Annotated in this window: 20 protein-coding genes and 1 pseudogene; 10 read left to right on the top strand and 11 right to left on the bottom strand. The window is 51.8% G+C overall.

All coding sequences use genetic code 11. The features are described from left to right. Positions 1–139 precede the first annotated feature (139 nt). A complete protein-coding gene (locus QN215_RS00820; RefSeq protein ID WP_369344259.1) occupies positions 140–817 on the top strand; it encodes a GNAT family N-acetyltransferase in 678 nt (225 codons plus the stop codon). Between the two features lie 130 nt (positions 818–947). Here the strand turns inward: QN215_RS00820 and QN215_RS00815 are convergent, their stop codons facing one another. Both QN215_RS00815 and QN215_RS00810 read right to left on the bottom strand, forming a co-directional pair. Beyond that, positions 948–1,397: a very short patch repair endonuclease gene (locus tag QN215_RS00815; protein ID WP_369344258.1), complete on the bottom strand. Its 450-nt coding sequence runs from the start codon at positions 1,395–1,397 to the stop codon at positions 948–950. A 369-nt stretch (positions 1,398–1,766) separates the two neighbouring features. Further along, positions 1,767–2,372, bottom strand: coding sequence for a TetR/AcrR family transcriptional regulator (locus QN215_RS00810; protein ID WP_369344257.1), 606 nt, complete (start codon positions 2,370–2,372; stop codon positions 1,767–1,769). A 176-nt stretch (positions 2,373–2,548) separates the two neighbouring features. Between QN215_RS00810 and QN215_RS00805 the strand changes: the two genes are divergently transcribed. After that, positions 2,549–3,436 (top strand): dimethylarginine dimethylaminohydrolase family protein, encoded by an 888-nt coding sequence (locus QN215_RS00805; RefSeq protein WP_369344256.1) that lies wholly within the window; start codon positions 2,549–2,551, stop codon positions 3,434–3,436. Positions 3,437–3,636: 200 nt separating this feature from the next. On the opposite strand, the gene QN215_RS00800 is transcribed toward QN215_RS00805, so the two are convergent. Both QN215_RS00800 and QN215_RS00795 read right to left on the bottom strand, forming a co-directional pair. Next, positions 3,637–4,404 carry a hemolysin III family protein gene (locus QN215_RS00800; RefSeq protein WP_369344255.1) on the bottom strand — a complete coding sequence of 256 codons (768 nt, stop codon included), beginning with the start codon at positions 4,402–4,404 and terminating at the stop codon, positions 3,637–3,639. Between the two features lie 156 nt (positions 4,405–4,560). Then, entirely contained in the window at positions 4,561–5,028 is a 468-nt protein-coding gene (locus QN215_RS00795; protein ID WP_369344254.1) for an Rrf2 family transcriptional regulator, read from the bottom strand. Between the two features lie 189 nt (positions 5,029–5,217). On the opposite strand from QN215_RS00795, the gene QN215_RS00790 reads away from it, so the two are divergent. Next, positions 5,218–6,081 (top strand): SDR family oxidoreductase, encoded by an 864-nt coding sequence (locus QN215_RS00790; protein ID WP_369344253.1) that lies wholly within the window; start codon positions 5,218–5,220, stop codon positions 6,079–6,081. Between the two features lie 118 nt (positions 6,082–6,199). After that, entirely contained in the window at positions 6,200–6,988 is a 789-nt protein-coding gene (locus QN215_RS00785; RefSeq protein WP_369344252.1) for an alpha/beta fold hydrolase, read from the top strand. A 310-nt stretch (positions 6,989–7,298) separates the two neighbouring features. On the opposite strand, the gene QN215_RS00780 is transcribed toward QN215_RS00785, so the two are convergent. The 4 genes and pseudogenes from QN215_RS00780 to QN215_RS00765 all read right to left on the bottom strand — a co-directional run bounded on the left by QN215_RS00780 (position 7,299) and on the right by QN215_RS00765 (position 13,048). Then, complete coding sequence (locus QN215_RS00780) at positions 7,299–8,810, bottom strand: ATP-binding protein (protein ID WP_369344251.1); 1,512 nt, start codon at positions 8,808–8,810, stop codon at positions 7,299–7,301. Positions 8,811–9,732: 922 nt separating this feature from the next. Beyond that, positions 9,733–10,326, bottom strand: a pseudogene (locus QN215_RS00775) (IS30 family transposase). 171 nt (positions 10,327–10,497) lie between these two features. Further along, a complete protein-coding gene (locus tag QN215_RS00770; protein ID WP_369344250.1) occupies positions 10,498–11,652 on the bottom strand; it encodes an IS3 family transposase in 1,155 nt (384 codons plus the stop codon). A 703-nt stretch (positions 11,653–12,355) separates the two neighbouring features. Then, the gene (locus tag QN215_RS00765) at positions 12,356–13,048 is read right to left on the bottom strand and encodes a phosphatase PAP2 family protein (protein WP_369344056.1); all 693 of its coding nucleotides are present in this window, start codon (positions 13,046–13,048) and stop codon (positions 12,356–12,358) included. Between the two features lie 153 nt (positions 13,049–13,201). On the opposite strand from QN215_RS00765, the gene QN215_RS00760 reads away from it, so the two are divergent. Genes QN215_RS00760 through QN215_RS00740 form a run of 5 tightly spaced genes read left to right on the top strand, consistent with a single transcriptional unit; the run spans position 13,202 to position 17,145 of the window. After that, a complete protein-coding gene (locus QN215_RS00760) occupies positions 13,202–13,852 on the top strand; it encodes a DedA family protein (RefSeq protein ID WP_369344249.1) in 651 nt (216 codons plus the stop codon). Positions 13,853–13,878: 26 nt separating this feature from the next. Then, a complete protein-coding gene (locus tag QN215_RS00755) occupies positions 13,879–14,610 on the top strand; it encodes a response regulator transcription factor (RefSeq protein WP_369344248.1) in 732 nt (243 codons plus the stop codon). Next, positions 14,607–15,641, top strand: a complete 1,035-nt coding sequence (locus QN215_RS00750; protein WP_369344247.1) for a sensor histidine kinase — start codon at positions 14,607–14,609, stop codon at positions 15,639–15,641. Before QN215_RS00755 ends, QN215_RS00750 begins: the two co-directional genes overlap by 4 nt. Then, on the top strand, positions 15,638–16,342 hold the full coding sequence (locus tag QN215_RS00745) for an ATP-binding cassette domain-containing protein (protein ID WP_369344246.1): 705 nt from the start codon (positions 15,638–15,640) through the stop codon (positions 16,340–16,342). The genes QN215_RS00750 and QN215_RS00745 overlap by 4 nt, the downstream gene beginning before the upstream one ends. Beyond that, complete coding sequence (locus tag QN215_RS00740) at positions 16,339–17,145, top strand: ABC transporter permease (protein ID WP_273202362.1); 807 nt, start codon at positions 16,339–16,341, stop codon at positions 17,143–17,145. The genes QN215_RS00745 and QN215_RS00740 overlap by 4 nt, the downstream gene beginning before the upstream one ends. A gap of 847 nt (positions 17,146–17,992) precedes the next feature. On the opposite strand, the gene QN215_RS00735 is transcribed toward QN215_RS00740, so the two are convergent. The 3 genes from QN215_RS00735 to QN215_RS00725 are packed head-to-tail and all read right to left on the bottom strand — an operon-like array spanning position 17,993 to position 20,594. Then, positions 17,993–19,273, bottom strand: coding sequence for a hypothetical protein (locus tag QN215_RS00735; RefSeq protein WP_369344052.1), 1,281 nt, complete (start codon positions 19,271–19,273; stop codon positions 17,993–17,995). Positions 19,274–19,305: 32 nt separating this feature from the next. Beyond that, positions 19,306–20,040 (bottom strand): FAD:protein FMN transferase, encoded by a 735-nt coding sequence (locus QN215_RS00730; RefSeq protein ID WP_369344245.1) that lies wholly within the window; start codon positions 20,038–20,040, stop codon positions 19,306–19,308. 41 nt (positions 20,041–20,081) lie between these two features. Then, a complete protein-coding gene (locus QN215_RS00725; RefSeq protein ID WP_369344244.1) occupies positions 20,082–20,594 on the bottom strand; it encodes an FMN-binding protein in 513 nt (170 codons plus the stop codon). 430 nt (positions 20,595–21,024) lie between these two features. Here QN215_RS00725 and QN215_RS00720 point away from each other — a divergent pair, with 430 nt between their 5' ends. Then, positions 21,025–21,855: a VIT family protein gene (locus QN215_RS00720; protein ID WP_369344049.1), complete on the top strand. Its 831-nt coding sequence runs from the start codon at positions 21,025–21,027 to the stop codon at positions 21,853–21,855. Positions 21,856–22,224 lie beyond the last annotated feature (369 nt).

Raw genomic sequence — 22,224 nt, 5'->3', positions numbered from 1 at the left:
CGCACTTCATTGTGACAGTTATAAGTTACCACATGGTTGCTTTTTTATGAATAGCTTTCGGATTAGTCAGCTCATTCTTGCGGCATTCGGCACTTGTACCTCCGTGGGGAGGCTGGTGAAGGCGCTTATGATGGGGTATATGTCTTGTAACCCACAGCAGTCAGCCATTCAATATCGATTCGCCAAACCCAAGGAATTGCATGCGATAGTCGATCTGGTTTCTCGATCATTCCTGGAATATCCATTATTCAGTTTCGTTTTTCGAGATGCGTTCAGCAGCCAAGCTGACTATCTCAAGTTCATTGAAACACTCTTCAGCATGTATATCCGCTCAATCGGGCGTAAGAACGACTGTCTCGTTGGCGTGCAGAACGGAACCATCGTCTCTATGGCGTTGGTGGAGAAACCGAAAAACCGACACGTTGGATTGCTGAATAACATTGTCTCCGGTGGATGGCGTCTGCCGATGCAGGTGGGCGTGAGACGACTGATTGACTTTTCAAGAATATGCAATGAGACCGAGAAAGACTGCTTCGCCAGATATTCTGACGCATGGTATGTTGAGCTGCTTGCCGTCAAGAGTGACTGCAGAGGCCAGCAACTTGGAAGTCGCATGATTCATGACTGTCTGATTCCTTACGTCAGACAACGTGGAGGAACAGAGATAACGCTGATGACCAACACCGAGCCGAATCGAAGGTTCTATGTCAAGAATGGCTTTACCGAGTTTTTGAGCCAAATGGTGGAACGCAACGGCATAACCGTTGGGAATTGGAGCTATTACATGAGCTTGGACGATCCAACACCTGCTCGCTAGCAGCGATCGCTCCAAACGATGCGACCCATGCCGCACGGAGATCGTTAACGGTTGCGGGGCGTCACTCACTGGTCCTTCATACAGACGAATATGCAGGCGAGGAATCATTCGCCCCACGATTGACAGGCGCCTATTGCTTGCCTTGTGAAATTTCTTCGTACAGCTGTGCAAGGCGTTCGGCGCATACCGGCTTCTTTAACTCGCATTCCCACACGACTATCACATGCCACCCGAGCTGGGTAAGGGCTGTCACCTCTGCTGTATCGCGGTGCTGGTTACGCAAGAATTTTTGAGTCCAAAATTCAACGTTTGACTTAGGTGTCGTTGCATAGCGGCATCCCTGATGGTGATGCCAGAAGCAGCCATTGATGAAGATGGCCGTATGATATTTCGGCAGCACCACATCTGGCTTTCCAGGATATCGCGGATCGTTCTTTCGAAATCGCAGACCCCGAGAGAACAGATACCTGCGAACCATGATTTCGGGCTTGGTGTCTCGTCCGCGAATGCGGGACATGATGTAACTGCGAGATCCCCGGGGAAACTGGCTCTGTGTTGCCGCAACGCGCTTTGTAGTCATGACACTCATGCTAGATATGTTTCACCTAGATAGTGAGTTTGTTGAAAAATGTTGCAATTACGTTTGTTGAAATAACACGACGAATGCAACAAACGCAAAAAGAGCCGAACCCTTCCCTCTCAAGCGCGGATGGCCTTTCCTGATCGAGACTTCGAGTTTTGTTGCCTTTTCTGAGTATCAGCACCGATTTTGGCCACATTTCAATCGCCATTTCACGGATTAATGCCATTGATACTCAGAAAAGGCAACAAAACTCGAAGTCTCCCGCTGATAGCCATGCGGATAGAGGCTCAAACATAGATAAATTGACCATATGGACAATATAAATCATCGGTTTTTCTGGTTTTCTGAAGAATTGTTGAATTCACATCATGCGTTGTTGCTAGTAGCGAATCCGAAACCGGCAAGTGTGGCGTTCATGATCTCGACCATGCGCTCCGGGGAGATGCGGTCAGGGTATATCGCGACCTGCGCGCCAAGCCCATCAAGCGTCGAGATGATCGTTTCTGCAACAAGAGCCGGGTCTGGACCGTCAAGATGTTCCTGAGCCTGTGCGCCTTTGATCAGGAGTTCAAGTGCGCGTTTCCACTCGGTGTATGAACGCCAACGCTCTTCGGCCAACTCTGGATTTCCTATCGCATATGCCCAGAATGCGAGCTCTATCTGCTCTCCGATTCTGCCTTCCTCGTCAACTGGGAGAGCGTCATAGATGGCTTGCTGCAGCGCCTCGGTACCTGAGAGCCCATTGAGATTCGCATCTATGTGTTCGGCGAGCTGTTGATATGAACGTTCAAGTGCGGCTCGCAGTATTTCGTTCTTTCCATTGAAATAATGAGAGATGATTCCGTGTGAGACCCCGGCCTCTTTTGCGATTTCTCGTGTCGTCGCTCCTGAAAGACCAACTCGCGATACCACCCTGAGGCATGCGTCGACGATTTCAAGGCGGCGAGCCGAGTGATTGACGATCTTGCTCATGTTTGTAAGCATAGCGAGCAGATGCGCTCGAGCAAGTCAGCGGAGCTTGACGTAAGTTGCGAGTTCGCTTATGTTGGACATATGGCCAATATAGCCGTGAGACGTTGGCCATTCGAAAAGTGCCGCGGCATGGTCAGCGACTTGCACAGGCGGCGACGAAAAATAATAGGAGCATCATGATTCACATTGCAAACCCCAGCGATATCGGTGAACTGCGAGAGGCGATCGTCGGACCGTACAAGACATACAGCTGGTGGAGTCTGATCTGGGGATCATTGCGCTATCCGGATCTCGCCAATCTTCGATATGTGGAAAACAACGCCGTTCGCGTGCCGAACCATGACATTGCTCGTCGCCAGCATGACAAGTTCGTGCAGACTCTGATCGATTCGGGAGTGAAGGTCCATACGCTTGCCTCTTTGCCGGATGTGGATGTTCAGTTGTATCCGAGAGACATTGCTTTCGCCGTCGATGATACGATCTTTCTCTCGCGTTCGCGCGATCCCATCAGGAAGAAGGAGCAGCGGGCTCTTGAACCCTATCTGAAGGAATTTTCGAAAGTCGAGAGAATCGAATCCGGTCATATCGAAGGCGGCGATGTGATCGTGACTGACGATGTCGTTTTCGTCGGGCTGAGCGAGGTGACCAATCTCCAGGGAATCAGCGCGCTGAGAGAAAGTTTCTCTCACGCTGGCATCGACAGGGACATAGTTCCGATTGAGTTCTCTGGCAGGGGCGTGGTGCATCTCGATACAAAGTTCACGATGGTCGGACCGAAACTGGGGTATATCCACTCCTCGTCATTGACCCCATATTCACGCAGCCAGATCGCTTCTCGCTTCGAACTCATCGAAGCGAACGATGTGGAAGCGCGATCGCTGATGGTCAACACCGTTGCCCTTGCCCCTGATCGCATCATCATCGATTCGCGTGCACGCCGATTGGCCGATGCCCTGCGCACTCATGATGTGGAGCCAGTTCCGTTGGACTTCTCGGAAGTCACCAAGTTCCCTGGCGGATTTCGCTGCGCCACGCTTCCTCTCCGCAGGGATAAGGCCAAATAGTCGTCTGACGTTATGCGTTATGGGTTGGTCTGACAGGCCGACCCATCGCCGTATTGCTATCGTACAGGCATATCGCGCTTGCCAATGGCGGTACATGAAAGAGCGAAAACTTCACACCTAACTTACCGGCTTCTTTATCCGGCATTCCCGGACGACCATGCATTTCCATACGACCATGACATTGCCGTTGAGCCGCTTGATTATCTGGCTGCGATTGATGTGATGGCAAGGAAAGCTGCTACTGCGTGGCAGGTATAGCCAACAATGGTCCCTGCATGAAAGACTTCATGATATTCAAACCAGCCTGGGAAAGGGTTCGGTCGACGAATCGCAAAACAGCACGCACCTGCAATATACGCGGCACCTCCCACGGCCAGCAGAATTGTGATTGCGTGACCATGATGTGGTGCATTCCAGAGCAAAGGTAGCAGCAACACCGCAGAAAGACCCAAAACCACATAAATGACAGTGAATAGCCAATCATGGTTGTCATGCCAAATAACATGGCAGACAGAACCGAGGAATGCTACCGACCATACGATGGCAAGGTATGTCCAGCGAATCGGGGTGTGAAGGGTAAGCAGAAAGACGGTGTTTGTACCTGCGATGATGACAAAGATATTAGTGTAATCGATCTGACACAGAATCGTATTCATCCGCTTGCCCCAATGTCCGACATGGAGCAGCGCACTATTGCCAAACAGCAGCATCGTACTCAATGCGTACACAAGGGCACCGATTTTCTGTTCGCCTGAGGGGGCCAGACCGACCAGTACTATCGACGCAATGATGCTGATGGGGAATGCGATTACATGCAATATTCCTCGTAATCGCGGTTTTTGAATAAGGTTGGAAACGTGTGAAGGCAACGGTGCTTCAGCATGCGAACGAATCTGACCAAGATCATCCGCAGGAGCCACTTGGGTTGGTGTCATATGGTCGGGAACTGCCCGTGATGCAGCGCTCATATTCGCCACCTTAGCTTCGGTAGTGTAACGATATGGTGACTCGCTGGCAGTGAAATCAGCAAAGCTTGAAAGAGTACTGTGCGGGCAGATGCCAGCAAAAGTTGCAGAGGATTGGGTATGCAGTACCGACCAGTGCAGGTTTCGACGTTTGCTGTATTAGAGGAATGATTCCACGAGTGTTGTGTTTTCTGCATTGGATTTGATGGCTGAGGTGGAGATGCTTCGTAGAATGTCTGCCAAAGTGATGTTCTTCATCTCGTGTTCGACGCTCTGTTGCAGCCGTGAATATTCTTTTTCGAGGGCTTGCTGGATGTTCGCGCCGATGATGCATCGTGGATTTGTGTGTTCGTCCACTTCGATGAGTGCCGTTTCTCCTTGTATGCTCGTGAAGATGTCATACAGTGTGATTGCTTCCACAGGGCGGCTCAGCGTTGGCTTGGGCCGGCCATTGATCGTGTGGATCAGGCCGCGCTGTCGAAGCTGACCCATGATTTTGCGTACGTTCGTGGGATTGGTCTCTATGCTTGCCGCGAGAATGTCGCTGGTGATATCTCTGGTTCCCGAGAACACAGCAATGTAGGCGAGAATGTGCACCGCGTCGCTTAATTGCGTGGAATATCTCATGTTCGTGCCCCTTAGTGCGCTAGTCGGCCGGTTTGCGATGCTGAGTTGTCGTGGGATCGGTTCGTCAGGACTTGACTCAGCATTGAGAATTATATATTCTCATGCTGTACATTAAAAATATACAGCAAAATTGGATGCTTGTCTCTCGGCGGGAACACCGTTCAGGGGCGAGTGATAAGGAGCATGACTATGACATATCTGGTAACCGGAGCGACGGGTGGCTTGGGTGGCTACGTGCTGGAATATCTGAAGCAGCTGGTACCTGCCTCGGACATCATCGCGTTGGTGCGCAATGAGGGGAAAGCCGCCTCGCTCAAGGAGCAGGGCGTCCAAGTCCGCGTGGGGGATTACGGCGATAGCGATTCTTTGAGCGCGGCGTTTACAGGTGTTGACCGGCTGCTGCTCATTTCGGGAGCTCCTGGCAACAGACAGGCTGAACATGCACATGTGGTGAATGAGGCGAAGAAGGCCGGCGTCTCCTTTATCGCGTACACGAGTTTCGCCAATGCCAGCAATGTGGACAACATGCTTTCCACGGACCATCAATTCACCGAGCAGCTGATTGAACGTTCCGGCATGGAGCACACGTTCCTACGGAATAATTGGTATCTCGAAAATGAGACCGCACTGTTGAAGGCTGCTCTTGACACTGGCGAGCTCGATTCCTCGGCAGGGGATGCCGCTGGAGATGCTACCGTCGGCTGGGCTCTGAAACGGGAATATGGCGAGGCGGCGGCACGCGTGCTTTCGGGGCGGCAGGAGAATCCTTCGATTCTTGAACTTTCCGGACAGCCGCACACTTACAAGCAGTTGGCGCAAGCCCTGTCGCATGCATCCGGCAAGCCCGTCACGTCTCGTGACCTTGACGAGGACGCCTTCGTCGATGCCTTGGAAGGCAAGGGGCTGCCCGAGGAGGCCGCCAAAGGCACGCTCGGCATTCAGCAACTCATCAAGGCCGGTGACCTTGAGGTGACCTCGTCCGATTTTGAACAGACACTCGGTCATCCACTGGCATCGCTTGAAGAAGGACTCAAGGAAGTGCTGGGTCTGTAAGCGATGCTGCAAACCATTCTGTACGCAGGTCACTCAGAAATCTTCATTGTGCCATAGGCTGGTGTTTCAAGGGGAGTGCCGCCTATGGCACTTTGTTTACGTTGCAGGGGTGTGCCTTATGTATGTAGAAGAGCGGGGAAGCGGAACGGCGTTGCTGCTGATTCATGGGTTCGGAGTGGATCATCGCATCCTCTCCAACTTGAGCCCGATGCTTGATGAGCTCGGTGGGTGGCGTCAGATATTCATAGACCTTCCAGGGCATGGCAAAACCCCGATTGGTGATATCCAAGGTTCGCAAGGCGTGGTTAATGCCGTTGAAGACTGGATTCGGGACTATATGGGCGGCAAGCCCTTTGCGGTTATCGGCAACTCCTTCGGTGGCATGGTCGCGCGCTGCATCGCGCACGACATGCGAGATCAGGTGCTGGGTCTTGCGACCGTGGCGGGCGTTTTTGTGAACGCCCATGAACGGCGCACGCTGCCCGGAACGACCGTGCTGCACGAGGATCGCGAACTCATCGAATCGCTCGGAGAGACTGGCGAGGACTATGCGCAGATGGCCGTGGTGCAGACCGCCGATCATGCCGCAGCGTTTAAGAAGTATGTGATGCCGGGTATCGAGCTCGCGGATCGAAACGCATTGCACGCCATCTCGGCACAGTATTCACTCGAGCAGGAGCCTGAGGATCAGCATCCTGAAGCGTTTACAAAACCCAGTCTGTTTATCACAGGCAGACAAGACCAGGTGGTGGGGTACAGGGATGCATGGCATCGGATAGAACATTACCCACGAGCCAGTTTTGCAGTATTGGACGCTGCCGGACATAATGTGCATCTGGAACAGCAAACCCTCACCGAAGCATTGGTGAAAAACTGGCTGGAACGTATCACCGCTGAGCGTCAATGAACGATGCGCATGAGTGTTTACTCGCTTCAGCAGATCGTGCCTAAGAAGTGAATTGCACCCCGATTGTTGGACTGGGTTTTGTTCGCATCAATTGCGCGACATGATGCGCCAGCAGCGGGGACTGCGCCTCATGCGACGCATCAAGGCCATCTGCTGGTGGTGTCATCAACACAGCCAGCACCCCATCCCCTAGCGTTCATTGTGAACTTCCCAAAGTATAGAAGCCCCAAAAGGGGCAAAATCCGGGTTAAACCGGCCTGATTTCCATCGATTGAAGGGTTGTATACTTTGGGAAGTTCACAATGAACGCTTAAACAGCGCAACGTGGAGCGGGCGACGGGAATCGAACGCGCGTAATCAGTTTGGAAGACTGATACCGTTGGAATTTGCTTTGCGGTTTATCTGGCATGGTTAGGGAAAGTCTGCCATCGTCGATCATCGGTCGTATATATCGTTTCCTGACATATTGCATGTTGTAGCCTAGGGAATCAGCGATCTCCTGTGCAGAGCGGGGCTGGGAACAGTAGTCGAGAATGTCCTGGATGGTCTGGCCGGAACGAGTCTTTGCCTGCCGGCGATCAGTGGCATTGGCATGAGCTATGTCATGATTGCTCGCGGCTTCGTTGAAGAGCCTCACAAGGAACGAGCCCTTATGGTCAATGAATTCCGGTTCACGCAATCTATAAGATCTCGCTTCATCGCGGATTACCGGTATGCCGGTATGCCGGTTCTTGGCGATTTTTTCAATCTCCAGAATCGATACCAGGGTCGGATTGCGCGTAGGCATGTTGGCAATGCCAAGTTCGTTGATGCTCTGGCCGCCATAGATTCCACCGGGATTCCAGCACTCCAGTCGATCGGTGAACAGCACGAGTCGTATGGGTGTCCCATTGCAGTATGGCCCGTAGTCGCGGTGCATGAGCGCGTTGACGATGATCTCGCGCACTGCAGTCTGCGGATATTGCGGAACATCGACTCGTTTGCCGTCCCGGATCACTACTTTGGTTTTGCTGTTACGCGCCACGAAGCCCATGACACCTTCTATCATTTCGTCAATGGTGCCTTCGTATCGTTTATTGTCGACGAACCGTTCTCCAGAATCGTGGTGCAGCAGTTCCGTGCCGTTGACTGCGATGGCAGTGACGCACAAATTGGGGTACACCTGTTGCGGGTAATCGCCAAGAGCCATCATGCCAGCCAACGTGGGTTTCCCATCGCGCACTATTCCCGATAATGACAGCATCTCTTCATGGGAACGTCTTCCAAGCAGTGGGCGTTCTATGGCTGCGGCATCGATGAAACGAGAAACCTTTGATGAATCCAGCATGGCGGCGCTCGCTAATTCATCCACATCGACATCATCGCGGCGGCCTTCTTTAAACGCTTGAATTTCGTAAAGCTCGGTTGCAGTCATGTGCACATCGGCATCGCCAATGCGCGTGTAGCTCCCTTCAGGAATTCCTTTGATGGTACGGTATACCGGTCGCTCGCTCATGGCTTGCCCGGTGATGTACATCGCGACCACGGTTCTCCCGTCTACCTGGGCCACGTCGAACACCGGCCTCACCCGAGGCGTCATGGCTTCGCACTGGCCATGCAACTTCTTCTGCAGATCCTGCGCGTCATAGACGCCACATATCGCGAAGCCGTTGCCTTCGTCAATGCCGAACAGAATGATGCCTCCATCGTTCTGATTCGAGAATGACGACAAGGTGTCATGGACACGTGGCGCGCCATTATTCGCAGCCTTGATCTCCAGCGTCTGTGTCTCGCACTGGCCGCGAATGACGCTGCGAACCACTTCCTCAAGCTCGCTGGACATAACCATGTACCTCAATTTCTGAATATATCCATAAATTTCGTATCATTCCACGAAATATTATACATATGTCTCAAAAAATATCTTATATTTTTGTATTCTTACGTATGTGTATCCAAAATATGAGTATCAGAACCAGACATTGGTGCTTCGGATCCGTTACTGTCTCGGCAACACCGTGGACCATGTCAAGCAATCAAGTCCGCCCGGCGTGCGGATGACGAGAAGCAGCGCAATATCTGCAAAACTTTACACGATATACGGGGATCGAGCCAGCAACTTTGTTCTTAACTCGCCGGGATCCCACGAATCTGAAATACTCTGGATGGCGGCCGGAACGACTACCGGGCATATGGCGGCCAACAGGAAGGCGACAAAGCGGCCGAGGCTACGAACACGGATTCGGCATCAGAAAAGGCTGGGCAGGACAAAAATGACACGCCGTATAAGACCCACGTTTTGCCTGTTAACCACAATTCTTTACTTAACCCCGATTTCCCCACCGATTCAAAGGCAAAGAAAAACCCCAAAGCGTTGGAATTGCAACGATTTGAGGTGAATTGTGGAGCTAGGGAGAGTGCAAAGATTCTGTGTAGATGCTTGAAAGTACAAGCAAAAGTATGGACTACATTCTCCTTTACCCCGCCAATTACCACATCAATGAGGACGGAGCAATCAATGCCGATGACTCGTGACTGTTTCTTGAACGGTAGATACGGTATGCCCCCATACACTCAGGGAAGGCTTATAGCACAAGTGCATTGTTCGCCGATGGTGTCATGCCAATTATCACAAGCACCGGGCTTGAGACAAACGGCGGTAGCCGCAGCATCGTGTCCATCTTACTTCGACGCCCCCCAGAAAAAGGCCGCAGCCCGGCGGTTTCTAGTGGTGGTTGCAACGGTTGGTAGTGTGTTTGTGGTTTCTAATATGCGGCTTGGTTGATGAGTTCGATGATTTTTTCGTTGGGTTTCATGTAGTCGAGGGTTTTTCTCGGGCGGTCGTTGAGCTCCTCGGCGACGGCGTCGAGATATTTCTCGGGGTAGATGCTCAGGTCGGTGCCTTTGGGAAAGTATTGGCGCATTAGTCCGTTGGTGTTCTCGTTGGTGCCGCGCTGCCAGGGGCTGTGCAGGTCGGGAGAAGTAGACCTGCATGCCCAGGCTGGTGCTGATCTTCTGGTGCAGGGCGAGTTCGCCCCAGGTGTCAGGGTGTTGCGCAGGAGCTTGGGCAGGTGACGCATCTTGGCGATACTGGCGTGCTGCACGCTCTGGGCGTCATGGCGGTCGGGCTGGTCCATGTCATGACGATACCAGTCGACCCGGGGCCGTTCGTTCCTGTCAGTGCTTCTGGCTCGCCCCTTGCGCCAAGCTTTCCCAGTGCGTTTGGACACCCCGACCATGCGGGCAGCCTGGGTGAAGTTCATACCCTGATTCAACAGCTCAACATAGTGGGCGCGTCTTGCCTGGCACATCGCACGCCGGGGCGGATAGACCGAGCCCCGATACTCGTATTGCGACATCCATTCCTCCCAGAAAGACAGATGCCGCAACCACCACTAGAACCAAACCGATCTTTTAAGCCATTTCAAGTGGACTGGATTTTGTTCACATTGTTTTATTGGTTTTTGGGGTGATTGGTATCACTTGTGATTTATAGTAACGTGCTTCCACTTCGGCTGGTGTCAGGTAGTTCAGAGTTTCATGAAAACGTTTCTGGCTCCACCAGAACGCCCACTGGAAGGTGGCTTGTTCCGTGCCTTCACGCGGTCGATGGGCCTGCCGCGATGGATCAGCTCGGTCTTGTACGCACTGTTGACAGTTTCCCCGAGGGCGTTGTCGTAGGAGTCACCCACGCTGCCGGTGGACGCGAGGATGTCATGCTCGTTAAGGTGCGAGCCGTAGAGAACACTGATGTACTGGGTGCCGTGATTCGAGTGATGCACGAGTCCACGCGTATCACCGTGCCGGGCTGCCCAGCCGGTGGACTGGTCCAACGTGAGCAGGGGCAGATCCTTGGTGGGCTGGCTCGCGCTCACGGCCCAGCCCACAATCCTTCTGGCGTAAGCGTCGGTCACGAACGCCACATAAGCGAAACTTCCATCGCTCAGATGCACGTAGGTGATATCAGCCACATGCAGACGACCGGGAGCGGCTGCGCTGAACCGGCGCTCCACTAGGTCCGGGCGCCCGCCCGTACTCCTCACGGACCGCGTGGGGATAGGGATCCGACCCCGACGTATGCCTTGAATCCCAAGGGAGAGTATGACATGCAGCACCTGGTCGCGCCCGATTCCACTCCAACCCTGACGGATCAGCTGACGATGCACTTTCCTGTACCCGTACACCGCCATGAACCGGTGCGCGTGCATGCCCGCCAATGCCACGCGCCAGCGTCTCGTGACGAGCCCGTACCGGTGGAGACGGTATGTGCCTTCGTCTGCCAGTACGCGCGAGACGTGATGAACCCGCCATCCAACGAGACCCTCAACGTCCAGCAGATTGGCCCGACCCCGAACCGTGCGCGATGACGGTCGATGTACGCTACCATCAACGCCGTGTAGGGTCGAGCCTTGAGGCGAAAAAACCGAGGCCGAGGAAAGTATCTCGTTGCTGCGACGTAGCTCCGCATTCTCCCAGCGCAGCCGTTTCAACTCCGCAGACTCGCCAGGACCGGCCGCACCGTTCGCATCGGCCTGTTCCTGCCAGCGGCGCAGCGACTGCGTGGCGACCCATAGGCTCCTGGCCACACCCTGCAGCGCCTTCGTCTGCGACGAATAATTCTCCCACGACTCGGCCAACAATCTCACGGCCCGATCCTTGAACTCATCGCTAAATTGTATGCTCATAATCCCATCATTCCCTATCTAGGGGAAATCAGGAACAAAAACCAGTCCATATCACATTTGGCAGTGATCATGACTATTACTATGGCTTTGTTCTGGCAACAGGGAAAGCCACCGTCGCCTGGTTTCCTGATGCCAGTTCTTCCTCTCACAGGATTGGTCAGAACTCATACACGAGGAATCCAGAGCAATTCACCAGATGTTACCAATGAGGGCATCACCACGTTGGAAAACAGATTGGTCCACTCAAAAACAATGGAAGATGCAGAATAAAGAGAATATTGATATTAAGAAATATGAGATAGCCAGTTCTGAGTACGATGGTGAACCATTCCGAAAGATGGGTGGAAAAGAGCAGTGAGAACCACTGACGCCCGTAAGAAGCTGGCAGGCAGAAATAGCGCACTTGAGTAAAGTAAGGAGTCGAATCAGCCAAGATTCAGACCCAGATATCCCTGTTCTTAATGTCTGGTAAACAGCAGCCAGCGGATCCAACGGCTACATGTGGATTTGCATCGAACCTCATCATCCAGATTCGATTTAGAAGCGGGGGATGAAACATATCAAGAATGCATGTAGGTTATACGTAGTTAAATTGAATTCCGCTTTGGCTGGATATGAGTATCACCGTATAATGTACTACTCTGTTAGTTTCACCTGAGATCTTAAGATAATTTTGTCGGTTGTGTCGTTTTATCCATCGATATTAATGCAGTGGACCTGCCATTATCTCTTGTTGTGTTATGACTCCCATGCTTGCTGCCAGCAGGGCGTTGAGAATCAGAGAAGCCACTACATCGCTGGGATAGTGGACGCCCAATATCAGTCTGGAGACTGCAGTCATCACTGGAATGAGCATCAGAATCACCGATACGGCGAGCCTCAGAAAATATCTGTTCCCTCTTGACGATTCGCGGACATGACGCAACTGCATGATCAGAAACAGCAGCGCCACGCAGCATATCGAAGCCGCGACATGCCCGCTTGGAAAGCTTGGATCGTTCTCCAGATTCCCGAGGGATGTTCCTGGACGGCTACGATTGACGATAACCTTTACCACGAGCGTCACCATCATTGGAGTGACGGCGATTATGGCACCCCTCAAAGGTTGGACCCAGCCACGCTGGGTCCAAACCAAATAGAGCAGAGAAAGTGAAACTATCAGTGCAGTCCCCGCGATCGAGAAAGCCTGTCCAAAGCCTGTTGAGATAGCCAGCAACAAATGTGGAGCTTTTTGGAATTGTTCAAGTATCTTCATCTCGTGATTCGTGATAGACTGACTTCTTTTCAATGCGTCTCCGATAGGAATGATGCAAATGAGAGCCAATGCTGTCACTAAGAGGAGCAGCCGCCTGGTCCAAGGCAGCCGAGACAACGACATGACGAAAGGATTATTCATGCGTTCAAGTGTTGCATTGAAATACCAAGAATTCTCCAAGAATCATTTCTGTACGTGTCTGCTCTGTCTGGCATGCAATTCTTAGCGTTTGCTTAGCTCCATACTGGGATTATGTCGGTGACAGTATAAAAGGTACTCAAGAAGGACTTGAACATGCTATCTTTTCTTAGCCCGGCATTCGTTATTGCAGCAGCAGGGCCTTGGGCACTTGCAGCCTGCGCATTCATCATCTTCGCAGAATCCGGTCTGCTGATAGGATTTTTTCTTCCCGGAGATTCCCTAGTTTTCCTGCTTGGCATGGTTCCCGCGTCAATGACGCTGGCTGACTCACCCGTATCAGGAATGCCATTGTGGATCATCTGTCTCATAGTATCGGTGGCTGCCTTCACCGGAGACCAAGCCGGGTATGAGACCGGGAAGCACAGCGGAAACATTCGCCGGATTAAATCCTGGGTGCAGGGGAAAAATAGAAATCGCATCAAGCGAGCACAGCGCTTCTTCGATGATTACGGCAGCCGGGCGATCATCCTGGCGAGATTCGTGCCCATATTGAGAACCTTTGTTCCCTTCATCATAGGCATGACGCATTTCAATCATCGCCGTTTCATCATCGCGAACCTTGTCGGGGCAGTTATCTGGGGCGTTGCACTTCCAAGCATGGGGTATGCTCTTGGTCGTATCCCGCTGATATCGAATCATATCGAAATAGTGTGCTTGTGCATCGTGCTCATTTCGATTCTTCCATTGGCATTCAAGGCTTTTACGTCTTGGCTGTCAAGAAGTGAAGAAATCGAAGCGAAGTAATACCGTCATCGGTGGAGGGCTGAAATATGAATGAACTTGATGATAGTCACAGCCGGTACGCATTGTCAGACCCGATCAAGCTGCTCCAACCCAGCCTTCTGCTCATTGAGGATGATCCGCAGATGGGAGGGATTCTCATGGAACTCCTTGAGGACGATTACCGTGCGCATTGGGTTACAACGGGAAAGGCAGCCATCCACGAGTTTGGCATGAATCCCTATGATGCAGTGATTGTCGATCGACGACTGCCTGATATGGATGGGTTGGATTTTGTGCGTTCGGCACGGAGGGAAGGGATCACCGTTCCCATGCTGATGCTCACCGCTCTTTCAAGTACGGAAGAGATCGTCTCAGGATTGGATGCAGGTGCCAATGATTATCTTTCCAAACCATTCCGTTTCGAGGAACTCAACGCACGCATACGATCATTGCTGCGCGGATATCAGGCACAGCAGCAGAGTCACGCGATTGGCGATTGGACATTCAAGGAGCACCGAGGGCTCATCGAGTCGCCGTCGGGAATAAACATCCAGTTATCTCCTGCGGAAGCTTCATTGCTGAAGGCGCTGTGCATCAATCCTGACCGGGTCTTCACAAGAAAAGAATTGCTCATGGCTGCTTTCAGCCGTGATGCTGGGGAGGGAACCATTGATACCTATGTTTCCTATATCAGACAGAAGACAGTCAAAGGATTGATCATGACAGTTCGAGGAAAGGGATATTGCCTCGGCAATCCCATGGAAAGCGACCCCATATGAGATTTAATAACGAATCAGATGCACAGGTCGAGCGCAAGACATCCGGGATGAAAGCCATACGATCAATCAGCATACGGATGATGCTGGCAATGAGTGCAATTGCGATTCTCGGAGCACTTCTGCTGGTCATTGGCGTCATTCTAGGTTCGCGACATGAACTCAGCGAACGCGGCTTCAGCCCCAACGACGTAACCTCGGGAGCTCTCTTCCACGGCAGCTTGATCATAGACTCCGAAAAGGCAATAATCTTCATCATTCTCTTTGTCGCTGGAATCATCATCACCACAGGGATGGTTGCATGGTTTCTATCCCGCGAAGAGATCAGGCCGTTGGATCAGGCCATACGGCTGCAACGTAACTTCGTAGCAGACGCGAGTCACGAATTGAAAACGCCACTTGCAATAATCAACGCTCGTAGCGAACTCATCGAGCGTCGCCTGCGACTCGGAAAACCCATCGATCCTCTGCTGAAGGAATTGACAACTGACGTGTCACGAATGGACATCATCATCAACGACCTATTGCTGGCGGCACGCGGCGCTACCAGCCCGCACGCAGTGAATCTATCCCAGGCAATCACACACGCCCTAGAGTCAATCGATGTGCTTGCTGAGCAGCGTGAGGTTGCGATCCATTTCGCATCACCCTCAGCCACCGTTCTCGTCTTGTGCGAAGAAACGGGAATCGAACGTTGTCTTGTCGCCGTGCTTGACAATGCAATCGTCCATTCACCGCATCACACGAACATAGAAGTGACACTGCATGCTGCACAAGACAGAGCAGTCGTGACGGTTCGGGACCAAGGAACGGGAATGGAAGGAAATCCCGAACAGTGGTTCGCGCGCTTTGCACGTTCCGATGCGGAATCCGAACACCAAGGGTATGGTCTGGGACTGGCCCTGACGCGCGATATCTTGTCCCGCTACCAAGGAACCATTCGTGTTCTTTCAACATCATCATCCGGAACGACGATGGAGATTACGCTGCGATTGACAGTCGATCCGACCGAATCGAAAGGAAACAACAAGTGAGCTACTTCTCGGCGCATGCCCTGTCGTGCGTGTTTAAACAGGATTCATCACAACAGAACGGGAAAACCCTGTTCTCCAACCTGTCTCTTCATCTTGAGCGAGGCGAGATCGTCGATCTCACGGGACCCTCTGGTTCGGGCAAATCACATGTGCTCATGGCATTGGCACTGCTTGACCCACATGCTTCAGCGAAGCTGACACTCGAGGGGAGAGACAGCAGCAGCTTCACACCCGAAAGCTGGAGGCGCAATGTCGTATATCTCCCCCAAAGGCCTGTGCTGACTTCTGATACCGTTCTTGATGCGGTGCTGCTTCCCTTCGGCTTTTCCATCAACAGGAACGCTAAAGGCTTGAGACCGCAAACGGCAAAGCCTGTTGCCAAGCAGATCAGAAATGGGTTGGACGAACTGGGGTTGGATGATGTGGAGCTTGTCCGCAACCCCGCAATGCTATCCGTTGGGCAGCAGGCACGGGTGTGTCTGCTGCGCAGCCTGATGCTCCAGCCGAAAGTCCTGCTCAGTGACGAGGTGGATGCGGGGTTAGATCCAGATAGTTCCGACAAGGTCGGCGCCATGCTGCAAAACGCGGCAACTCACACGGGAATGGCGGTGTTGCGAGTCCGGCACAGAAATTCAGATGGACGGGCCTCCAGGATTCTTAGCCTCGCACATGGCAGGCTGTCACGACAGGAGATGGAATGATTATCGCTTCGCATACTGCAGGCGCCGTGTATGACATCAACATATTCGGACTCTCCGTGACTTTTCTGCTGGTCGCCCTGGCTGCCATCCTGACCGTCGTCATGAGACTGGGAATGGCGAAATCCATGATCTGGTCGACCCTGCGCTCACTACTGCAGCTACTGGCCATGGGCTACATCATCAAATACGTCATCGAAGCCAACAACCCGTGGATTGTCCTGGCACTGATGGTTTTCATGGTCATCGCCGCCGTGCAGATCACGCTCACCCGTGCAGATGGAATTCCGCGAGGCCTGGTGATGCCAGTGCTGCTGACCTTGATGGTGAGTGTGCTCATCGTCGACAGCGTCGTCAGCGAACTCATCATCGCGCCATCGCCATGGTACGCCCCGCAGATTCTGATTCCTGTGACCGGCATGATGCTTGGCAATCTCGTCGCCGCAATCGCCGTTGCTATGAGCCGATTCTTCTCCGATATGAAAGCCCGGGAATATGAGGTTGAGGTCTACCTCAGCATGGGTGCGACCCCCTTCGAGGCAGCGAAACCATCAATCATCGCCTCGGCGAAACTGGGTCTCATCCCTACGATCGCACAGCTTGCTTCAAGCGGCATCGTACTCATACCGGGAATGATGGCGGGCCAGATCATGGCAGGAGGAGATCCACTCGAAGCGGCAAAATACCAGTTCGTCGTCCTTGCCGCACTCAGCTCGATCACCATAATCGGAGACACCCTGATCATGATACTGATATACAGACGCTGCTTCACCGAACTTGACCAGTTCGAGCCACGCACGGTCTAAACAGTCAATCCTGCTCCCAAACCAACATTATGCCGGAACAATGTCAACGGCCAAGTTGCAAGCCGCGTCGAGGACTTCGATCAATTCTCCAAGAATCCCTAAAGCAATAAATACTCATCAATCTTTGACTGAGCGCCCCTCCTCTCCAATAATGGAACATGCTGAGCTCAATGCATCTATGATCAGGGTTGAACATCTCGATCAGGATGAAATTGACAAATCAGTCAACAACCATATGACCATTAAAAATTGGCTAAAACCATTCTTAAACAATATTGATATGCTAAGGAGATTGCCCATAAAGTATCACCGAACATTCGCCGTGATTAATAATGGTCAAGCATTGTTTATGAATGATACCGTTTCGAAACATTTATAACGCAACTTCGATGCCGAGAACAATACCGCTCGTGCACTACATAAGTTTCGACTATCGTACATTATGGACGTTTTCTTAATCTGATAGCAATAGACGCCGCTAATTAGTTATTGAAAGTACTTCCCATTCTGTTCAGTATCGGCAGCAACAGGCCGCCGCCCTGTATATGGGTCAACATCCGCTGTGTTCCAGATCCACGATGTGCTGCGCATATTTTCTAATCACGTTGAAAATCCATGAACTGCATCAAAGATGTAACAACAAGGTGTACATCGTGATATCCCAGCGGTGGTGTCTGAATTCAATCCCTGCACGGCAATATCAGTGTGCGACCTAGTAAGATATCGGCAGATTTTTCAAGCTGCTAGAATGCTTGTAGTTTGAATTGTGGCTTCCTTGCATAAGGACAGTTACAACATCAGAGGGCGTATGTCTGAAAAATGACCAGTCTTTGGTCTGTCGCTTCTTTTACCAGGAGAAGGGTTCGGCGTATATGTCATCTGCCGGAATGCCCTGGGAACACAAATACTTGGACCACATGCGCTGCATGGGCATAGGGCCGGCTATGAGATAGATCGCGTGTCGGACAATCACCTCATTCCTTATTCGCGATGGCGGTATCCGATGCTCGGAGATGATTGAACGCATGTGACTCGTCTCGGCCCAGTATCGCAGATAACTGGTATACGGCAGCATCTGACCTCGCCTGGCCGTGTACACGAAGGTCGAAACACGCGGCCCATAGTGCTCAAGCACGGCAATCAGTGGCGTGATGCCAATACCACCCGCAATAAGAATCATGGGGGCATTGTGTGCATGCTCTTCAACGAAGCGTCGGTAGCGCCCGTATGGCGGCAACATGTCAACAACCGTTCCTGGTGGCAACGCACCCATTCGACGTGTGAAATCGCCATCTTCACGAATAGCAAAAAATAGTGTCACTGCATTGGGAAGATTGCGTCTTGCCACCCCATGGTTCCGGTGATCGAGAGGTGCGTTCACTATCGAGAACGGATGGTATTCCCGCAAGCCGTCACTATCGGGAAAACGGATGAATGCGAAGTCTCCGGCTTCCCAATCCATACCATGCTGACGTGGAATCGCAACTGCTATTTCATGAACCTTGTGAGCTATCATGCGAGTTCCAGTGATCCGTCCCGTTATGGAAATGAAATGAAGACGCATTTTTTCAAGAACATATAGTGTGAATACCAGTATGGTAACAGTATCGAACACTGCCATGAAAATTCGTTGTGATGCTATGTAGTTGATGAGCTGCACGTGGATGAACACGAGGACTACGGCTATGAGATTAAGCCGGTGAAGCCATACTGAAAGTTCATGCCTTGCGAGGTGTTCGAGCCAATGTTTCAACAGTTCGAGCCACCGTAAGCGTGAAGTAAGCCAACCTGCCATGAACACGCATGACCAGACTGCAAGTGCGATGAACAGCATAAGTGCCCAATCGCCAGTTCTCTTGATCCACCCCGACGAAAGGGAAAGTTGGCGATGCAGGACTGCGAGGGTAATCGCCATAAGTCCCATCACCCCATGAACCACATATACATGTGGTAACCCGACACTTCTGTCCACCCATCGAGGACGAGTGCCAAGATACATGGCGGCAAGCATCCATGAGTATGCAATGACACCAAGTTGGATGCCGACCATATTGTGTAAATACAACGTTGGCAAGGTCGTCGAAAGCATCAGCACCATGGGCGCGGGCACAATAAACAGTAGGATCATCCATGTTAGGAGTATGCGTGTCGATAGGTGTTTCATCGCCAGAACTCCTTATCATGACTGGATATTGACGATGCGTCTACGAGCGTGCCACGTGAATAATTTTGATACTGTCCTGAATCAGTGACGAGAAAGGCCGTAAGCGCATGCTCCGCTATGAGATGGGGGATGTCGTCACGAGAGGCTGCAAACAGGGCGGTGGTCCAAACGTCGGCATCGACCAATGAATCGGCAATGACCGTCGACTGTACGATGTCATGATGTGCACGTTTGATATGTTCGCCTCGTTTGCTGCTTCCTGATGTGGCGACAGCTCCAGAACGCAGTGGGAATGCTGCCACATAGTGGTGGGTGTCACATGGATTCTCAATGCCTACTGTCCAGGCAGTCTGAAATGCATTGGCGGAAACGATCATGTCTCCTCCCGCATTGATGGCCGCGGCCGTGACCTGACCAGTACGCAACAAAGGCTCCAGAACCTGATTGAACGCAGTTTCAACGATCCATCCCTTCACCAATCCAGTAGGGTCATACACGCCTGAGTAGAATGGGTCGAAAAGTCCATCTGTTTCAACCTGTGCCAAAAGAGTCTTGAGATACACTTCTTGAAAATCCTCGTCTGACAGCACGCCATGGTCACCATGTTGGAAGCGGCTTACCATAGAGTTTGCCTTGAACGGGGAGAAGCGTCGATCTGCATCGATCAGAAGGCTGTGGATGGTCTTGACCGTCTTCTCAATTTTGAGATCTTTCGATATGGAATTAACCATAATGGTAAAGGGAAGGTTCATCACATTAAGAACGTACGTGTTCATTTTGGACCCTGGGCCTGATTGATGGCATCCTGCAGCGATCCGGTGAATCCATTGAAGGTTTCGGTTGCGCCAGAAACGAGTTGAATTTGAGCGCTCTGCGCTGCCAAGGCTTCTTTGACATACACTGGAATGGCTTGCTCGTTGATGGACTGGGATGTCGGATCCTGCGGATATTCCAAGACTTCGACATTGGTTACCTTCCCACCAGATACTGTCAAATCCACTTGGAAATCACCTCTATTGGTAGAGACAACCGCTCCCGAATATGTTCCATCCTTCAGACTCGAGGATACCGATGAACTTGAAGAGGGGGTCGAGCTGCTTGGTGAGCTATTCTCACCGCGTGAACTGCCTGCCTGCGTGGCAGTTTGCCCTGCGGCTTGCGTTGAAGTCAAAGACGCATCTGCATATCGCATGCGTAACTCTGGTACGACAAATATCGCCGCTACGTCAACTGAAAGCGCCAACAACGATACTGCGGTTATTGCCATCTTACCTTGTCTTTTCATTGCATCCACTTTCTGCCATTGATACTCCGGCCCCGACCACTGCGAAAGTCATTCACATCCGTGAGCGATCCGTATCGTGTACATCACATCATCCGCTGAGAGTATTCTGATTCGCTGACTTTCATGTTTCATGGGTGGTTTCTTAGCAGTGCCATCGGATTCCATGAACATCTTCTATATGTCACCGAGCAACAAACTACATGTTTCATACTCAGAAAAATCTAAGAATCAGGATGCTTGAGGCTGCAACTTACAGATTTAAGCGTCTTGACTCAATGTCATCCGCAGCCTGGCCCCGGACACTCTTTGCAATATGTCCGACACTAACCAAACGACACGAATGATGAATACGATGTTTTAGTAGTGCAGGCGAAAACGTAGAAGACAAGACAGCGCAACCGCAGCTGTTCCATGATTGAATGGTGAACCCATGGATGACCATAAGGAAAATGCCGTCGATAAAGACGTTACGGAATCATTCCCGATTCCTGATAAGGATTACGGTGGGTGGATAAGTCAGCAACAGCCAAACAAGATGAGTGGCAAAACCGCTCTCTCTCACCCAGGTGAGTTGCATGATACCAGGGGTACATCCAGCAAGTTGAATTGGCTTCGTGCCGGCGTCCTTGGCGCCAACGACGGCATCGTGTCCGTCGCCGGCACGATCATAGGCGTGGCCGGAGCAGACAGCAATCCCCGTTCGCTGCTCGTCGCAGGCCTTGCAGCCCTTGCGGCAGGCTCCTTCTCCATGGCCGGAGGAGAGTATGTATCCGTGAGCGCACAGCGTGATACAGAACGCGCACTCCTCGATAAGGAGCGCTGGGAGTTGGAAAACCTTCCAGTTGAAGAACTTGACGAGCTGGCTCACATATATGAGGCTAAGGGCATCTCCGCCAACACATCCAGACGAGCGGCATTCGAAGCAATGCAATATGATGCCTTGCGTGCCCATGCTACCGACGAGTTAGGCATAAATCCGGATGAGCTGACGAGTCCCTGGCAGGCCGCATACTCATCTTTCCTGTCATTCGTCAGTGGCGGAATCATTCCCATGCTGTTTTCATTGATTCCGGTTTCTTTCCCGTTGAGGGTTTTTCTCATAGTGCTTTCCGTTGCCATAGCTCTTCTCATTACGGGTAGCATTTCAGCAAGAATTGGCGGGGCAGCACTAGGAAAGGCCATATTGCGCAACGTCCTCATGGGGCTATCGACTATGCTGTTCGCATGGCTGATTGGCATGGCATTCGGCATCCACGGATAAACAGTATTCATGAATGAATACCTGCATGATCGGACTACCTCAGCGTTTGAGGAAACAAGATATTTGAATGGGCTAGACGGCAGAGAATTCCACTCATTCGACCTGCAATATGTTCTCGACATAGCAGACATTAATGGTGAACCAGTTGCAGGGATTCAAAGACACTGCACGCGCATTCATTCCCGTCCCGTTTCCAGACCATATCAGGTCCCGCCGCGATGGCGCAGAATGCCTTGCTGTGCTCCTTACCCTTCCCCGCAAGCGTGAGAACTTGAATTATCCTACTGTATAAACACCTGACACATGCGAAGCACGACATTCGATTGGAACAGAACGCATCCAAGAAAAAGAAAAATATCGCATGACCCC

The organism is Bifidobacterium sp. WK041_4_12 (assembly GCF_041080795.1).
GTDB lineage: Bacteria > Actinomycetota > Actinomycetes > Actinomycetales > Bifidobacteriaceae > Bombiscardovia > Bombiscardovia aquikefiricola.
Note: the sequence above shows the minus strand (reverse complement) of the source record. Positions and strands in the feature narration are given on the sequence as shown.

Excerpts from the sequence above, each read along its gene's own strand:
- QN215_RS00820 (WP_369344259.1), top strand. The coding sequence starts at position 140 with ATGTCTTGTAACCCACAGCAGTCAGCCATTCAATATCGATTCGCCAAA.
- QN215_RS00815 (WP_369344258.1), bottom strand. The coding sequence starts at position 1,397 with ATGACTACAAAGCGCGTTGCGGCAACACAGAGCCAGTTTCCCCGGGGA.
- QN215_RS00810 (WP_369344257.1), bottom strand. The coding sequence starts at position 2,372 with ATGAGCAAGATCGTCAATCACTCGGCTCGCCGCCTTGAAATCGTCGAC.
- QN215_RS00805 (WP_369344256.1), top strand. The coding sequence starts at position 2,549 with ATGATTCACATTGCAAACCCCAGCGATATCGGTGAACTGCGAGAGGCG.
- QN215_RS00800 (WP_369344255.1), bottom strand. The coding sequence starts at position 4,404 with ATGAGCGCTGCATCACGGGCAGTTCCCGACCATATGACACCAACCCAA.
- QN215_RS00795 (WP_369344254.1), bottom strand. The coding sequence starts at position 5,028 with ATGAGATATTCCACGCAATTAAGCGACGCGGTGCACATTCTCGCCTAC.
- QN215_RS00790 (WP_369344253.1), top strand. The coding sequence starts at position 5,218 with ATGACATATCTGGTAACCGGAGCGACGGGTGGCTTGGGTGGCTACGTG.
- QN215_RS00785 (WP_369344252.1), top strand. The coding sequence starts at position 6,200 with ATGTATGTAGAAGAGCGGGGAAGCGGAACGGCGTTGCTGCTGATTCAT.
- QN215_RS00780 (WP_369344251.1), bottom strand. The coding sequence starts at position 8,810 with ATGTCCAGCGAGCTTGAGGAAGTGGTTCGCAGCGTCATTCGCGGCCAG.
- QN215_RS00770 (WP_369344250.1), bottom strand. The coding sequence starts at position 11,652 with ATGAGCATACAATTTAGCGATGAGTTCAAGGATCGGGCCGTGAGATTG.
- QN215_RS00765 (WP_369344056.1), bottom strand. The coding sequence starts at position 13,048 with ATGAATAATCCTTTCGTCATGTCGTTGTCTCGGCTGCCTTGGACCAGG.
- QN215_RS00760 (WP_369344249.1), top strand. The coding sequence starts at position 13,202 with ATGCTATCTTTTCTTAGCCCGGCATTCGTTATTGCAGCAGCAGGGCCT.
- QN215_RS00755 (WP_369344248.1), top strand. The coding sequence starts at position 13,879 with ATGAATGAACTTGATGATAGTCACAGCCGGTACGCATTGTCAGACCCG.
- QN215_RS00750 (WP_369344247.1), top strand. The coding sequence starts at position 14,607 with ATGAGATTTAATAACGAATCAGATGCACAGGTCGAGCGCAAGACATCC.
- QN215_RS00740 (WP_273202362.1), top strand. The coding sequence starts at position 16,339 with ATGATTATCGCTTCGCATACTGCAGGCGCCGTGTATGACATCAACATA.
- QN215_RS00735 (WP_369344052.1), bottom strand. The coding sequence starts at position 19,273 with ATGATCCTACTGTTTATTGTGCCCGCGCCCATGGTGCTGATGCTTTCG.
- QN215_RS00730 (WP_369344245.1), bottom strand. The coding sequence starts at position 20,040 with ATGGTTAATTCCATATCGAAAGATCTCAAAATTGAGAAGACGGTCAAG.
- QN215_RS00725 (WP_369344244.1), bottom strand. The coding sequence starts at position 20,594 with ATGAAAAGACAAGGTAAGATGGCAATAACCGCAGTATCGTTGTTGGCG.
- QN215_RS00720 (WP_369344049.1), top strand. The coding sequence starts at position 21,025 with ATGGATGACCATAAGGAAAATGCCGTCGATAAAGACGTTACGGAATCA.